Source organism: Streptomyces sp. NPDC046900 (genome assembly GCF_040644975.1).
Taxonomy (GTDB): Bacteria; Actinomycetota; Actinomycetes; order Streptomycetales; family Streptomycetaceae; genus Streptomyces.
In genome coordinates, this window is record NZ_JBEYXD010000015.1 from 104,379 (window position 1) to 118,558 (window position 14,180).

The 14,180-nt window shown below is 70.1% G+C and carries 12 protein-coding genes and 2 tRNA genes; 11 read left to right on the top strand and 3 right to left on the bottom strand.

The features are described 5' to 3' along the window. Positions 1-566: 566 nt before the first annotated feature. Positions 567-1,703 carry a M48 family metallopeptidase gene (locus ABZ904_RS17795; RefSeq protein WP_359391170.1) on the bottom strand — a complete coding sequence of 379 codons (1,137 nt, stop codon included), beginning with the start codon at positions 1,701-1,703 and terminating at the stop codon, positions 567-569. A 158-nt stretch (positions 1,704-1,861) separates the two neighbouring features. Between ABZ904_RS17795 and ABZ904_RS17800 the strand changes: the two genes are divergently transcribed. The 10 genes from ABZ904_RS17800 (at position 1,862) to ABZ904_RS17845 (ending at position 7,714) form a co-directional block, all read left to right on the top strand. Further along, positions 1,862-2,020, top strand: a complete 159-nt coding sequence (locus tag ABZ904_RS17800; RefSeq protein WP_359391007.1) for a hypothetical protein — start codon at positions 1,862-1,864, stop codon at positions 2,018-2,020. Positions 2,021-2,174: 154 nt separating this feature from the next. Further along, the gene (locus ABZ904_RS17805; RefSeq protein ID WP_359391010.1) at positions 2,175-2,330 is read left to right on the top strand and encodes a hypothetical protein; all 156 of its coding nucleotides are present in this window, start codon (positions 2,175-2,177) and stop codon (positions 2,328-2,330) included. A gap of 82 nt (positions 2,331-2,412) precedes the next feature. Continuing rightward, complete coding sequence (gene nadD, locus ABZ904_RS17810; RefSeq protein WP_359391013.1) at positions 2,413-3,075, top strand: nicotinate-nucleotide adenylyltransferase; 663 nt, start codon at positions 2,413-2,415, stop codon at positions 3,073-3,075. Positions 3,076-3,091: 16 nt separating this feature from the next. Further along, positions 3,092-4,960, top strand: a complete 1,869-nt coding sequence (locus ABZ904_RS17815; RefSeq protein WP_361824103.1) for a LytR C-terminal domain-containing protein — start codon at positions 3,092-3,094, stop codon at positions 4,958-4,960. A gap of 112 nt (positions 4,961-5,072) precedes the next feature. Further along, positions 5,073-5,531, top strand: a complete 459-nt coding sequence (rsfS, locus tag ABZ904_RS17820) for a ribosome silencing factor (protein ID WP_359391019.1) — start codon at positions 5,073-5,075, stop codon at positions 5,529-5,531. Beyond that, entirely contained in the window at positions 5,528-6,196 is a 669-nt protein-coding gene (locus ABZ904_RS17825; RefSeq protein WP_359391022.1) for a histidine phosphatase family protein, read from the top strand. The genes rsfS and ABZ904_RS17825 overlap by 4 nt, the downstream gene beginning before the upstream one ends. Positions 6,197-6,291: 95 nt before the next feature. After that, a tRNA-Ala gene (locus tag ABZ904_RS17830) sits at positions 6,292-6,364 on the top strand. 669 nt (positions 6,365-7,033) lie between these two features. After that, a complete protein-coding gene (locus ABZ904_RS17835) occupies positions 7,034-7,207 on the top strand; it encodes a hypothetical protein (protein WP_361824107.1) in 174 nt (57 codons plus the stop codon). 3 nt (positions 7,208-7,210) lie between these two features. Continuing rightward, positions 7,211-7,444, top strand: a complete 234-nt coding sequence (locus ABZ904_RS17840; protein ID WP_016643127.1) for a hypothetical protein — start codon at positions 7,211-7,213, stop codon at positions 7,442-7,444. A 197-nt stretch (positions 7,445-7,641) separates the two neighbouring features. Further along, positions 7,642-7,714: transfer RNA gene (locus tag ABZ904_RS17845), tRNA-Ala, on the top strand. 117 nt (positions 7,715-7,831) lie between these two features. On the opposite strand, the gene ABZ904_RS17850 is transcribed toward ABZ904_RS17845, so the two are convergent. Continuing rightward, positions 7,832-9,448: an NADH-ubiquinone oxidoreductase-F iron-sulfur binding region domain-containing protein gene (locus ABZ904_RS17850; RefSeq protein WP_360997661.1), complete on the bottom strand. Its 1,617-nt coding sequence runs from the start codon at positions 9,446-9,448 to the stop codon at positions 7,832-7,834. Beyond that, positions 9,448-10,752, bottom strand: a complete 1,305-nt coding sequence (locus ABZ904_RS17855; RefSeq protein ID WP_360997659.1) for a cytochrome b/b6 domain-containing protein — start codon at positions 10,750-10,752, stop codon at positions 9,448-9,450. The genes ABZ904_RS17850 and ABZ904_RS17855 overlap by 1 nt, the downstream gene beginning before the upstream one ends. A gap of 460 nt (positions 10,753-11,212) precedes the next feature. On the opposite strand from ABZ904_RS17855, the gene leuS reads away from it, so the two are divergent. Beyond that, positions 11,213-14,095: a leucine--tRNA ligase gene (gene leuS / locus ABZ904_RS17860; protein WP_359391035.1), complete on the top strand. Its 2,883-nt coding sequence runs from the start codon at positions 11,213-11,215 to the stop codon at positions 14,093-14,095. Positions 14,096-14,180 lie beyond the last annotated feature (85 nt).

Here is a 14,180-nt window from a genome sequence, read left to right on the forward strand (position 1 = left end):
GCTGCCAGGCGGTTCTTGCCTGGCCCCTGGCCCTGGACAGGCCAGGGGATCAGCCGGGTGGGGGCGAAGCGGCCCGGCAGGGCATGTCGACGGGCGGGAGCGTCGCTGCCAGGCGGTTCTTGCTCTGAGCCGTAGCACCTGGCCCTGGGGGAGCCACGGGACCGCCCACTGGGGCCGAGGCAACCGGCCATAGCTGTGCGTGGACGTTCGTCGTCGCCAGGGCTCCTGGCCCGGGCCGTGGCTCCCGGCCCACGGCGTGGGGCGTGGCCTCTGGCCCTGGGCGGGGAGGGAGCCAGCCTGCCGGGGTCGAGGCGGCCGGGCAGGGCTGTGCGCGGGCGGAGCGCCGCCGCCAGGCGTTCCTGGCCCGAGCCGTCGCTGGTTCCAGAGCGGGGCCAGGGGACCAGCCGGCCGGGTCGAGGCGGCCCGGCAACGCTGTGCGCGGGCGTCGCCACCAGGTGCTCCTGACCGCCGCGGCTCCGGCCCGCGCCGTAGCCCCTGGCCCCGGGCCGGGCCAGGAGGACCGTCCCCCCGGGCGAGGCCCGGATGGGCTCGGCGGTGCCGTCCGGTCAGGCGTCGCCCTTCTCCCCGGGGCTGCCCTCCTCGGGGGCCTCGTCGTCCGGGTGGGTGTCCTGCGGCCCGTTGGGGGCGTCCTTGGGGGCGTTGCTCGTGAAGCCGGCGAAGCCGCGCCGTACCCGGCCGCCGAAGTCGCCCGCGCCGCCCGCGAGGTCGCTGACCAGCTTCATCAGCGGATCCTTGGACTCCTTCACGTCGTTCGCGTAGCTGGCCGCCGACTCCCGGAAGGAGCCCGAGACGGACGTGTCCTTGTCCTCGTCGCGTCGCTGGTAGTGGCCGTCCATGATCCGCTGGTGATCCCGGGAGGCGGCCCACTTCTTCAGCTCGGCCGCGCGGACCGTGGTGAAGGGGTGGCTGCGCGGCAGCACGTTGAGGATCTTGAGCACCGAGTCGCGCAGATCGCCTCCGGCGTCGTACTCCTCGGCCTGCTCGAGAAAGGCGTCCACGTTCATCTCGTGCAGGTGGTTACCGCCCGCTATCTTCATCAGCCCCCGCATCGAGGCCTGCAGATCCTGCCCGACCAGCAGTCCGGCCCGGTCGGCCGACAGCTCCGACTTGCGGAACCACTCCCGCAGCGCGGTCACGATCGCCATGATCGCGAGGTTGCCCAGCGGGATCCAGGCGACTCGGATCGCGAGGGTGGTGAGGAACAGCAGGATGGTCCGGTAGACCGAGTGTCCGGACAGCGCGTGCCCGACCTCGTGCCCGACGACCGCCCGCATCTCCTCCTCGTCGAGCAGCTCCACGAGCCCGGTGGTCACGACGATGATCGGCTCGTCCAGGCCGATGCACATCGCGTTCGGCTGTGGGTCCTGGGTGACGTACATCGGCGGGACCTTCTCCAGGTCCAGGATGTAACAGGCGTCCCGCAGCATGTCGTTGAGATGGGCGAACTGCGCGTCCGAGACCCGCACCGAGTCGGACAGGAACAGCAGCCGCAGGCTGCGCTCGGGCAGCAGACCGCTGAGTGCCTTGAAGACCGTGTCGAAGCCGCTGAGCCTGCGCAGGGCCACCAGGGCCGAACGGTCCGCCGGGTGTTCGTACGCGCGCGAGGAGATCCCCGGGAAACGCCTGCGCTGCCTGCTCGGCACGTGCTCGTGCCCGTTGTGCTCATGGCCGACGTCGGACATGTGTTCCCCCATGTGTCTGGTGACCACTGTGCGATTGATCATCGGGCCACCGCTCGAGTGATGGCTGCGCGGTGTGCGACGCCCGATGTGCCCCCGAAGCGGAGTCCAGCCTAGGCGGAGATACGGTGGCAGGGCAGCACACTGTTAGGAGCGATCCCATGGAGCACATTTCCGCCGCCTGGCTCACCGAGGCCGCGATGGCCGCCGATCGGCAGGGCCCGGGCAATCTGCTCCGCGTCGTGCTGATCGTGATGGTCTTCGGCACGGCCCTGACCGCGTGGTTCCTGCTGCGGGGCTACAAGCGCAAGGACCAGTGACGAACGCGACGGCTCTGCAGCCGCACGGCCCGCTGCGTGGCCGGCCGGGCAACCCGCCGCCCCGATGGCGGAGTCGGCGTGATCGGCGCGCAGGCGCCCGCATACGATGAACTGACGTCTTTATCCCGCCCACACCGGATAGGTACTGCCGAAGATGAGCTTCCACAGCACCGCTGCCCAGTTGGCCACCCTCGCCGAGGGCGAGGGCGAACGCCATGCCAGCATCAGCCCGTTCATGACGGGCGGAGGGGCCTTTGTCATCCTGCTCCTGCTGCTGTGGATCACCACTCGCTTCAACCGCGACCGCTGAGTCCGGCAAAACGCCTGGTCAGGGCCGTCCGTGGGGGACCGTCGGCCGGGTTCCGTCGGCCGGGCCGGTAGGGTCTGCACGCATGGGAGAGCAGCACATGCCCACCGGTCCGGCGAATGGCCCGGGATTCGGACCCGGAAGCGGGCCGTCGAACCCGGGCAAACGCCGCCTGGGCGTCATGGGCGGGACGTTCGATCCGATCCACCACGGGCACCTCGTCGCGGCCAGTGAGGTCGCCGCGCAGTTCCACCTCGACGAGGTGGTGTTCGTACCCACCGGACAGCCGTGGCAGAAGACCGACCGCAAGGTGTCCGAGGCCGAGGACCGCTATCTCATGACGGTCATCGCCACGGCCGAGAACCCCCAGTTCTCGGTCAGCCGCATCGACATCGACCGCGGGGGTCCCACCTACACCACGGACACCCTGCGCGATCTGAAGGCCCTCAATCCCGACACCGACCTCTTCTTCATCACCGGTGCCGACGCGTTGGGCCAGATTCTCACCTGGCGCCACACGGACGAGTTGTTCTCCCTGGCGCACTTCATCGGCGTCACCCGCCCCGGTCACACCTTGACCGACCCGGGCCTGCCCGCGGGCGGTGTGTCACTCATCGAAGTTCCCGCTCTCGCCATCTCCTCCACAGACTGCCGTGCGAGAGTCGCCAAGGGCGAACCCGTCTGGTACCTGGTGCCGGACGGTGTGGTGCGCTACATCGACAAGCGGCAGCTGTACCGCGGCGAGTGAGCTGATAGGGGCACCGGTGAACGACCGATACGACGGGTACGCGGGCGGCGACCAGTATGAACTCGTCGGCTACGACGAGTTCGGGCAGCCTGTGTACCAGCAGGTCCCTGCCCAGCGGACCCAGCAGGGATACGACCCCTACGGCACGCAGCAGCCCCGGCAGCCCCAGGGGTACGGCTACGACCCGTACGGGACCGGTCCGCAGCAGCAGGTGCCGCCGCAGCAAACCGGCCGGCAGCAACCGGTGCCGCCGCAGCAAACCGGCCGGCAGCGACCCGTGCCGCCGCAGCAAACCGGCCGGCAGCAACCGGTGCCGCCGCAGCAAACCGGCCGGCAGCGACCCGTGCCGCCGCAGCAAACCGGCAGGCAGCCGTCCGCCCCCTCGTACGACCCGTATGCCCCGTACGGGAACACCGCCCCCGGCTACGACCCCTACGGGCAGACCGCCGCGAGCGGGCAGCAGCCGCGTGTCACGGAACAGACCGCCTACATCCCGCAGCAGACGGGTCCGGACGAGCGCGGATCCGGGCACACGGACGGCCCCGCCGGTTTCAGCGGCGGCCCGGACGGCCGAGGGGACACCCCGCCTCGGACGCAGCAGCGCGGTGACCGTGACTACCACACCGAGCAGTTCGCCTTCGTCGAGGAGCCGGACGGCAACTCCGAAGACGTCATCGACTGGCTGAAGTTCACCGAGAACCGCACGGAGCGCCGCGAGGAGGCCAGGCGCCGGGCGCGCAGCCGGATCGTCGGCCTCGTCGTGGTCCTCGCCCTGGTGGCCGTCGGCGGCGTCGGCTACCTCTGGTACGCGGGCAAGCTGCCCGGTACCTCCTCGGACCACAAGTCCGGCAGCACGACGCCGGCCGCCGGCGCCCAGAACCGGGACGTCATCGTCGTCCATCTGCACAACACCAAGGGCGGCGGCACCTCGACCGCGCTGCTCGTCAACAACACCACCATCAAGCAGGGCGCCACCGTCCTGCTGCCCAACTCCCTTGCGCTGACCTCGGACGACGGGAGCACGACCACCCTCGCCAAGTCGGTCGCCGACGACGGCTCCTCCGGCACCGGCGACGCCATCGACTCGGTCCTGGGCACCAAGATCGAGGGCACCTGGCGCCTGGACACCCCGTACCTGAACAACCTCGTCGAGCTCGTCGGCAACATCGAGGTCACCACCGACACGGACGTCCCCGACCCCGATGCCAAGAAGAAGGGCGGCGCCCCCCTCGTGCACAAGGGGGAGGACCAGACCCTCAGCGGCAAGATGGCCGTCGCCTATGCCACCTACCGTGGTCCGGGCGAGTCCCAGGACGCCCAGCTGGCACGGTTCGGCCAGGTCATGCAGGGCGTGCTGCGCAAGCTGTCCTCGGACCCGCAGGCCGCGACGATCACCGTGCAGACGCTCGCCCAGATCCTCGACCCGTCCCTGAACGACAAGGACCTCGGGACCTTCCTCGCCAAACTCGCCGAGCACGCCAAGGACGGCGACTACAAGACCGAACTGCTCCCGGTCCAGTCCGACGGCTCGATCGGTGAGAAGGCCACCGACACGGTGGTGAAGACCCTGCTCGGCGGCACCGTGAAGAGCCCCCAGGCCGGGGACGCCGTCCGGGTCGGCATCAAGAACGCCACCGGTTCCAAGTCGACGGCCGAGCGGGCGCGGGTCGTCCTCGTCAACGGCGGTTACACCTTCCTCGACGCCGGCACCGGCACGGCCCAGGTCGCCTCCCAGGTCATCTACGCCGACGACGGCGACAAGGCGAACGCGATCGAGGTCGCCAAGACGCTGGGTCTGCCGACCAGCTCCGTCAAGAAGGGCAAGATCGCCGGCAGCGCCGACGTCTCGGTCGTCCTCGGCCAGGACTACAAGCCGTCCTCGTGACGCGGGCCACACCCCTGGAGGGCCGGGGGTGTGCTCCGTTAATCACGTGGGGTGTCGTCAGCGGTCCGTGAGACCCTTGAGGTATCACTGACCGCCGAAGGAAAGCCTCGTAGTGACCGCAACGGACCGTTCTCTCGAGCTCATCACCGCCGCCGCCCAGGCGGCCGCCGACAAGCTCGCGCACGACATCATCGCCTACGACGTCAGCGACGTGCTGTCGATCACGGACGCGTTCCTGCTCGCGTCCGCGCCCAACGACCGCCAGGTCAAGTCGATCGTCGACGAGATCGAGGAGCGGCTGAACAAGGAGCTCGGCGCCAAACCGGTGCGCCGGGAGGGCGACCGCGAGGCCCGCTGGGTGCTGCTGGACTACGTCGACATCGTGGTGCACGTCCAGCACAGCGAGGAGCGCGTCTTCTACGCCCTGGAGCGGCTGTGGAAGGACTGCCCCGAGCTCGAGCTGCCCCCGGACGCCAAGGCCACCCGGGGCAAGGCCGCCGAGCACGCCCGGCTGCAGGCCGCCGAGGACGCCGCCGAGCTCAACGCCGATCTGGGCGGGGAGCTGCGGTGACGGCCCGGGGCGCCGGCACCGGCGAGAAGGGCCGGGGCCGCCGGGTCATTCTGTGGCGGCACGGCCAGACGCCGTGGAACGTGGAGCGCCGCTTCCAGGGCTCCACGGACGTCGAGCTGACCGAGACCGGCATCGGCCAGGCCCGCCGCTCCGCCCGTCTGCTGGCGTCCCTCAAGCCGCAGGCCATCGTCGCCTCCGACCTCAAGCGCGCCGCCCACACGGCCGCCGAGCTGGCCGCGCTCACCGGCCTCGAGGTCACCCTGGACGAGGCTCTGCGCGAGACCTACGCGGGCGTCTGGCAGGGGCTGACCCACGAGGAGATCATCGTCCGGTACGGCGAGGAGTACGCCGCCTGGAAGCGCGGTGAGCCCGTCCGCCGCGGTGGTGGCGAACTGGAGACCGAGGTGGCCGACCGCGCCGCCCCGGTCGTCCTGCGGCACGCCGAGAAGCTCCCCGAGGACGGCACTCTCGTGGTGGTCAGCCACGGCGGCACGATCCGCACCACCATCGGCCGGCTGCTGGGCCTCGAAGCCCGCCACTGGGAGAGCCTCGGCGGTCTCTCCAACTGCTGCTGGTCCGTGCTCGGCGAAGGCGTACGCGGCTGGCGCCTTCTGGAGCACAACGCTGGCACGCTGCCGGAGCCGGTCCTCGGCGACGACGACTGACGCCTCCTCACCGCCACCGGGGCCCGGATTTCACTTTCCGGCAGCTCACAGGCTAAAGTTCTTCTTGTTCGCCCCGCCGGGCGGGAAGAACGCAAGGGGCTATAGCTCAGTTGGTAGAGCGCCTGCATGGCATGCAGGAGGTCAGGAGTTCAATTCTCCTTAGCTCCACGGATCGACACTTCGAGTCATCGAAGATCGATAGAGAATCCCGTCCAGTGGGCGGGATTTTTTCATGCCCCGTGTTTCACCTCACACCATGATCCGGTACCCCGGCGTCGTCGGGACGGGGTGCGCGCGGCCGCTCCGCCCGCTGCGGACTGGCCGGGAACGCGGGGGAGTTGCTCGCCTTCGGCCTCGTGCCGGCGGCTGGTTCGGCCGCGATGCCCTCGCATGCGCTCGTCCTGATGTAGCGTCACTTCACGATGGGGCGCGAGCGAGGGTGCTTGGCGCCGGTCGCTGCAACGGGGCGCCCGGTCGCGATCTGCCCGCCCCGGAGCTGCCGTCCCGCTGCCCACCGGGCGCTCGTGCGCGGCCCGGGGAGGACTGCCCGCTGTGGCTCCGGCGCTGCCCCACGGGAGTCGCGTCACCCGCCTCGGCCCGCCTGGCCGGGGCTCGCGGTCCTCAGGCCGATTCTTCTCGAATGGGCTTGAGTCACTTGGGGCCCCCGGGGCGTATACCTCTTCGGATGCGCCCCTCGTGTGCATGGACGCGCTGGCCGCGACGGCCACGCTGGGCGCCGTGTCCGGACTGGTACGAATGCGTCGCTGACCGTATTGGCCCGGCCGTGGCAGAATCAAACGGCCGGAAGGGGGCGCGGCCCGACGGGAGGGAGTAGCGATGCCTGCGAGCATCCGCGGGGAGGTCCACGATCTCCTCGCAGTTGCGGTGACACGTCGGACAGCCACCCTCCTCGACTGCCCTTCCTGCGGCTCGTCCCACGTCGCACAGGTCCTCGGCGACAACGGCGGCATCTCCTACGTGTGCACGGCCTGCGGCCACAGCTGGAGCTGATTGATGGGTGCACACAGGCGGAAGTGCGACTGGTGCGGCAGTGGCACGCCGATCGTCCGCGACATGGAACCGGTCAATCCGGACTACCAGTACTGGTGCGAGGAATGCGCGCGGGCGCTGATCATAAAAGGCGACCCGATCGAGACCTATCGGGAACTGGAGGGGGAGCCGATCTACGGCCGCCTCCTGGATGAGCACTGCACGCTCAAACGCTTCTATTCGTTCGCCACGGCCTGACGGGTGGACGCGGGCCCGGACCGCGGTGACGTCGGCCGTCCGGGCGTGGCGTCAGCCCGTGTATCCGTGCGGGTGGGCCCGTAACCGCACGGACGGAAACGATTTGGTGTTCCACCCGGTGGACCGTGTAATGTTGGCGTCGCCGCCGGGGAAACCGGGCGACATGGTCAAGATGCGGCTTCGCCGCGTGGCCGCGAGGGGCTATAGCTCAGTTGGTAGAGCGCCTGCATGGCATGCAGGAGGTCAGGAGTTCAATTCTCCTTAGCTCCACAAGACTTGAAGGCGGTCCATCCGATCGGATGGACCGCCTTCGGCGTGTGCGGGGCCCGTTCCGGGCGTCGAGCATGCCGTGGGCCACCCCGCGCGGGGTGGCCCGTGGTCCGTGGTTCAGCGGCCGAGGGCGCGGCGTCCGCGGCCCTGCGACAGCACCGGCAGGTTGTTGCGCGCGGGCGCGCCGGAGCGAGTGTCCTCCTCGATCCGCAGCGCGAGCGCCGGGCAGCGGCGCACGGCCCTCAGCGCCTTCGCCTCCGCGTACCGGGGCACGGGCGCCTGGGCGACCGTGGGGAAGCCGTCGGCGCCCAGTTCGAAGACCTCCGGGAGGATGTCCGCGCACAGGCCGTGGCCGCGGCACAGCGTCCAGTCGACGAAGATCTTCTGCCGGCTGGCACCCGCCTCGGGCTCGGCCTGGCCACCGCCCGCGATGCCCGTGGGTGCCCTGCCGCCCTCGAAGAGCGGCAGCACGCCCTCCACGGGCCTGCCGCAGCCGTTGCCGAGGACATGGGCGGCCAGGTCGTCGGTGAAGGCCTTGATGGTCGATTCCAGGAACATCGCCGAGCCGTCCGGGTGCGAGCACGCACCGCGCCTCTTCACGGCCTTGGCGACCTGCTTCAGGGCTTCCAGGGCGGCCGGACCGCCGCCGTTCAGGATGTCCTCCATGCCGCGGGCCGCGGCGGGCAGACCGAGGTAGCAGGGCCCGCACTGGCCCGCGCTCTCCTCGGCCAGCCACTTGGCCACCTGCAGGGACTCACCCAGCGGGCAGGTCTCCTGGCTGATGGGCAGGATCGCGCCGGCGCCGAGCGAGCCGCCGACCGCGTCGAGGGAGTTGCGCGAGACGATCGCCTCGTTGACCGTCGCGGCGTCGATCCACTTGCCGTGGTAGCCGCCGGTCAGGACGCCCTGCGGGGCCGGCGGGGCACCGGCAAGCTGGAGCACGTACCGCAGCGGCACACCCGTCGGCACCTCGATCACCATGGGGCGGTTGACCGCGCCCGAGACGGTGAGCATGACGGTGCCCGGCTCGTCGTACAGACCGGTGTTGCAGTAGCGCTCGGCGCCGATGCGCGCGGCGATGGCCAGCTGGGCGAACGTCTCGGCGTTCGACAGCAGCGTGGGCGCGCCGCCGACGCCGCTCTGCGAGGCGCTGGTCTTGCGGCCCGGCGGGATGGCCGGACCGCCGTCGATGGAGCGGATCAGCGACGCGGCGGCGCCGGTGACCATCCGCACCGGATTGCGCTGCACGCGCGCGCGTATGGGCGCGCCGCGCCGGTCACTCAGCCCGCGCTCGGCCAGCGCCTGCTCCATCGAGCGCTCGGTGGAGGCCCGCGTCACCCCGACCACGAGCGTCCGCGCGCCGAGGGCCTCGGCGACCAGCAGGGCACCGTCCAGGATCAGGTGCGGGGCACGGTTGATCAGCACCGTGTCCTTGCGGCAGGCCGGCTCGTCCTCGCTGCCGTTGACGACGACCACCGGCCGGATCCCGCGGCGGATCGCCGACTCGGCGACCGACCGCAGTTTCTTGTGGAAGGGGAAGCCGGCGCCGCCGCGCCCCTTCAAGGAGATCTGCTCGGCCAGCTGTGCGAGCTGTTCGCCGCCCATCGGCTCGAGCGGGCCGTGCACCTTGAGGTGCATGGGCAGGTCGAGTCGCTCGACAAGGTCGAAGCCCGACGTGAGCTGCGGAAGTCCGACCACGCGGACTTCTGGGACGTCGGGCAGGGCCTCGTTCACTAAAAGCCTCCGGAAGGCGCGTTCCAGGGTTCGCCGGTACTCGGCGTGTCGTAGGCGCCGGGCAACGTCTCAGTGGCGGGACCGCTGTTGTACGTGTTGTTCGTGTTGTACGTGCCGTAGGGGATGTTCGTCTCACTCGTGTCGTACATCTCACCCCCGCCGTACCCGTTGTAGCCGGAATTGCCATAGGCCGGGATGTTGTATCCGGTGTCCTGAAGCGGGTCGTACGCGGAGGGGGGCGCCTCGCCGACGGGCGGCGGAGAGGGGACCGGCCAGCTGCCCGAGGTGCTGCCGGTGCCGTCCATCCGCGGCATCGCCTGCGTGGGCTGCATGTCCATCTGCGGGTTCATGCGCTGCGTCGGGTCGGGCGTGACCGGGCCCTGGGCGCGCGGGGTGGCCGACATGGCGCGGTAGGCGGCCGCGAAGCCGTTTCCGGGCTCGGGGGTCATGGTGCGGGCCGGAGGGGCGTTGTAGAGGGGCGAGGAGGGCTGCTGGGGGATCAGTCCGCTGTCGGCGCCGGCGCGGCCCGCTGAGCGCGCTCCGAAGCCCGCCAGGGCGGCGGCCGCCTCCGCGTTGCGGGCGCGGCTGGCGTCCAGTCCGTCGCGTCCGGGCCTGTCGTCGGTTCCGACGATCGCGAAGATCCGGTCGGCCACCTTCCGCTTGACCGGGCGAGGCGCCGCGCGCAGGGCCAGTGCCGCCATGACGCCGAGCAGGCAGAGCTCGTACGACACCGTGAAGAAAGGCTTCGCCGCGCGTCCCGCGTACAGGCCGTGGATCAGCGCGGCGCACCAGGACGGGTAGGCCAGCATGTGCATCGCCCGCCAGCGGGCCGCGACGGGGGCCGGGGACGCGAAGGCGCCGCGCAACGCGCCGGTCACCCCCACGAAGATCATGAGCAGGCCGGCCAGGGAGCCGAGGCCGATGAGTCCGGCGGAGCCGCTGACGCCGAGGCTGAAGGGGATCAGTGCGGCGATCAGCACGGTGTGGTCGAGTGCCAGTTTGACGGTGATGTGCACCAGGAGGAACGCGATCGAGGCGACTGCGGTCGTCCGGTGCACGGCCTGGGCGACGAGCCGCTGACGGATGTTGAGGAAGATCCGGTCCTGGGCGACGAGCCCCCAGATCACCGAGCAGCTGAGCGATACGAGCGAGAGGACGCCCGCTCCGAAGTTGAGGAAGTCACGGACTGCGTTTCCGCCGGCGAGCACGATCACTGGTATCAGCAGCAGTACGACAGCCGTCGCCATGCCGTAGGCCGAGCGGCCCGGCTTGGGGAGCGAGCTGTTACTACGAGGAGGGTTCATGGGGGCAACTCCGAACAGTTTCGGGAAGGCGGTCCCGCTGCCGCACTCTAAGGGGCTCCAAACCGGGCAGTACGTGGTTTGAGTTATTGCGTTGTTATCAAAGGGCAACGGGGTGGTAGCGATGTCCGATTAGCTGTCATTACGCGAAGTAACATTTGAACCTTGTTCAGCCTTTCGTGGCCTTCACAACTCGACCGTCGGTGACTGAGTACGGCTGGGTCCCGTGTTGGGTTCACTGCGGTCCGCTACCGGGCGTGCCGCCGGGAAGCCCGTCGCGGTGCGCTCGGACGCTGGGGTACCCTGGCGCCATGCGTGCCGTACGCCTTCTGCTTAGCGGGCCGCGCTGATCAGTCCCGACCGCCGGACGTAACGGATGGTCGGAATCGGCGCGGCGTCCCCTCCTGTGCGAGGGGCTTTTTCATTTCCGCCGGCAGAGACGATCGATGGAGCTTTGAGGATCATGAGCGAGACGAACCCCGCTGTCGCCGCTGCCGTATCGGCGGAGACCGCGCCGCACCGCTACACGGCCGCCATGGCGGCCGAGATCGAGGCACGCTGGCAGGACTTCTGGGACGCCGACGGCACCTACGAGGCGCCGAACCCGAAGGGCGACCTGGCCGGCGACCCGGAGCTGGCCGCCAGGCCCAAGAAGTTCATCATGGACATGTTCCCGTACCCCTCCGGTGCGGGTCTGCACGTCGGTCACCCCCTGGGCTACATCGCCACCGATGTGTTCGCCCGGTTCCAGCGCATGACCGGCCACAACGTCCTGCACACCCTGGGCTTCGACGCCTTCGGCCTGCCCGCCGAGCAGTACGCCGTGCAGACCGGCACGCACCCGCGCGTGTCCACCGAGGCCAACATGGAGAACATGAAGATCCAGCTGCGCCGGCTGGGCCTGGGCCACGACAAGCGCCGGTCGTTCGCCACGATCGACCCGGACTACTACAAGTGGACGCAGTGGATCTTCCTGCAGATCTTCAACTCCTGGTACGACGACGAGGCGCGCAAGGCCCGTCCGATCGCCGAGCTGATCGCCCAGTTCGAGTCCGGTGAGCGCGGCGTCCCGGGCACCACGCGCGCGTGGAACGAGCTGAGCGTCGCCGAGCGCGCCGACGTCCTGGGCGAGTTCCGCCTGGCCTACGCCTCCGACGCGCCCGTCAACTGGTGCCCCGGCCTGGGCACCGTCCTGGCGAACGAGGAGGTCACCGCCGACGGCCGCTCCGAGCGCGGGAACTTCCCCGTCTTCAAGGCCAAGCTGCGCCAGTGGAACATGCGCATCACCGCGTACGCCGACCGGCTGCTGGAGGACCTGGAGGAGCTGGACTGGCCGGAGGCCATCAAGCTGCAGCAGCGCAACTGGATCGGCCGCTCCGAGGGCGCCCGTGTCGACTTCCCGATCGACGGCGAAGCGATCACGATCTTCACCACGCGCCAGGACACCCTGTTCGGCTCCACCTACATGGTGCTGGCGCCCGAGCACCCGCTGGTCGACAAGTTCACCCCGGAGGCCTGGCCCGAGGGCACCCATGACGTGTGGACCGGCGGTCACGCCACGCCCGCCGAGGCCGTCGCCTCCTATCGCGCCCAGGCCGCCTCCAAGTCCGACGTCGAACGTCAGGCCGAGGCCAAGGACAAGACCGGCGTCTTCACGGGCGCGTACGCCACCAACCCCGTCAACGGCCAGAAGGTCCCGGTCTTCATCGCCGACTACGTCCTGATGGGCTACGGCACCGGCGCGATCATGGCCGTCCCCGCGCACGACACCCGCGACTTCGCCTTCGCCAGGGCCTTCGAGCTGCCGATCCGCTGTGTCGTGGAGCCGACCGACGGTCGCGGCACCGACCCCTCGACCTGGGAGGACGCCTTCGTCTCGTACGACGCGAAGATCGTCAACTCCTCCGCGGAGGCCGTCTCGCTGGACGGTCTGAACGTCGCCGAGGCCAAGGCGCGGATCACCGAGTGGCTGGCGCGCAAGGGCATCGGCGAGGGTACCGTGAACTTCCGCCTGCGTGACTGGCTGTTCAGCCGCCAGCGCTACTGGGGCGAGCCCTTCCCGATCGTCTACGACGAGGACGGCGTCGCCCACGCGCTGCCCGAGTCGATGCTGCCGCTGGAGCTGCCGGAGGTCGAGGACTACTCGCCGCGCACCTTCGACCCGGACGACGCGGACACCCAGCCCGAGACCCCGCTGTCGCGCAACGAGGAATGGGTCGACGTCACCCTGGACCTGGGCGACGGGCCGAAGAAGTACCGCCGCGAGACCAACACCATGCCCAACTGGGCCGGTTCGTGCTGGTACGAGCTGCGCTACCTGGACCCGCACAACGACCAGAAGCTGGTCGACCCGGACATCGAGCGCTACTGGATGGGCCCCCGCGAGGGCATGCCGCACGGTGGAGTCGACCTGTACGTCGGCGGCGCCGAGCACGCGGTGCTGCACCTGCTGTACGCGCGGTTCTGGTCGAAGGTCCTGTACGACCTGGGGTACGTCTCCTCGGCGGAGCCGTTCCACAAGCTGTTCAACCAGGGCATGATCCAGGCCTACGTCTACCGCGACAGCCGCGGCATCGCGGTTCCGGCCGCCGAGGTGGAGGAGCGCGACGGCGCGTACTACTACCAGGGCGAGAAGGTCAGCCGACTGCTGGGCAAGATGGGCAAGTCCCTGAAGAACGCGGTCACTCCGGACGAGATCTGCGCCGAGTACGGGGCCGACACGCTGCGCCTGTACGAGATGGCGATGGGTCCGCTGGACGTGTCGCGGCCGTGGGACACGCGCGCGGTGGTCGGTCAGTTCCGGCTGCTGCAGCGGCTGTGGCGCAACGTGGTGGACGAGACGTCCGGTGAGGTCACCGTCGTCGACGCGGAGCCCGACGAGGACACCCTGCGGGCGCTGCACAAGGCGATCGACGGAGTGCGCCAGGACCTGGAGGGTCTGCGGTTCAACACCGCCATCGCCAAGATCACCGAGCTGAACAACCACCTGACCAAGACGCAGGGAGCGGTGCCGCACTCGGTCGCCGAGGCCCTGGTGCTGCTGATCGCGCCGCTGGCCCCGCACATCGCCGAGGAAGTGTGGCGCCGGCTGGGCCACACCGACTCGGTCGTCCACCGGGACTTCCCGGTCGCCGACCCGGCGTACGTCGTGGACGAGACCGTGACCTGCGTCGTCCAGATCAAGGGCAAGGTCAAGGCGCGGCTGGAGGTTCCCCCCTCGATCTCCGAGGAGGAGCTGGAGAAGGTGGCGCTGGCCGACGAGAAGGTGGTCGCCGCGCTGGACGGCGCCGGGATCCGCAAGGTGATCGTGCGCGCGCCGAAGCTGGTCAACATCGTCACCGCCTGACGGCCGCGGTCGGCCGAAGGGCCCGGTCCGGGCCCTCTTCCGCTCCGTCCCGGCCGCCGGGACGCGGACAGCGCCGAACGGTTCC

Bases quoted from the DNA above. Each gene is read 5' to 3' on its own strand.
- ABZ904_RS17795 (WP_359391170.1), bottom strand. From the start codon at position 1,703: ATGTCCGACGTCGGCCATGAGCACAACGGGCACGAGCACGTGCCGAGC.
- ABZ904_RS17800 (WP_359391007.1), top strand. From the start codon at position 1,862: ATGGAGCACATTTCCGCCGCCTGGCTCACCGAGGCCGCGATGGCCGCC.
- ABZ904_RS17805 (WP_359391010.1), top strand. From the start codon at position 2,175: ATGAGCTTCCACAGCACCGCTGCCCAGTTGGCCACCCTCGCCGAGGGC.
- nadD (WP_359391013.1), top strand. From the start codon at position 2,413: ATGGGAGAGCAGCACATGCCCACCGGTCCGGCGAATGGCCCGGGATTC.
- ABZ904_RS17835 (WP_361824107.1), top strand. From the start codon at position 7,034: ATGCCTGCGAGCATCCGCGGGGAGGTCCACGATCTCCTCGCAGTTGCG.
- ABZ904_RS17840 (WP_016643127.1), top strand. From the start codon at position 7,211: ATGGGTGCACACAGGCGGAAGTGCGACTGGTGCGGCAGTGGCACGCCG.
- ABZ904_RS17855 (WP_360997659.1), bottom strand. From the start codon at position 10,752: ATGAACCCTCCTCGTAGTAACAGCTCGCTCCCCAAGCCGGGCCGCTCG.
- leuS (WP_359391035.1), top strand. From the start codon at position 11,213: ATGAGCGAGACGAACCCCGCTGTCGCCGCTGCCGTATCGGCGGAGACC.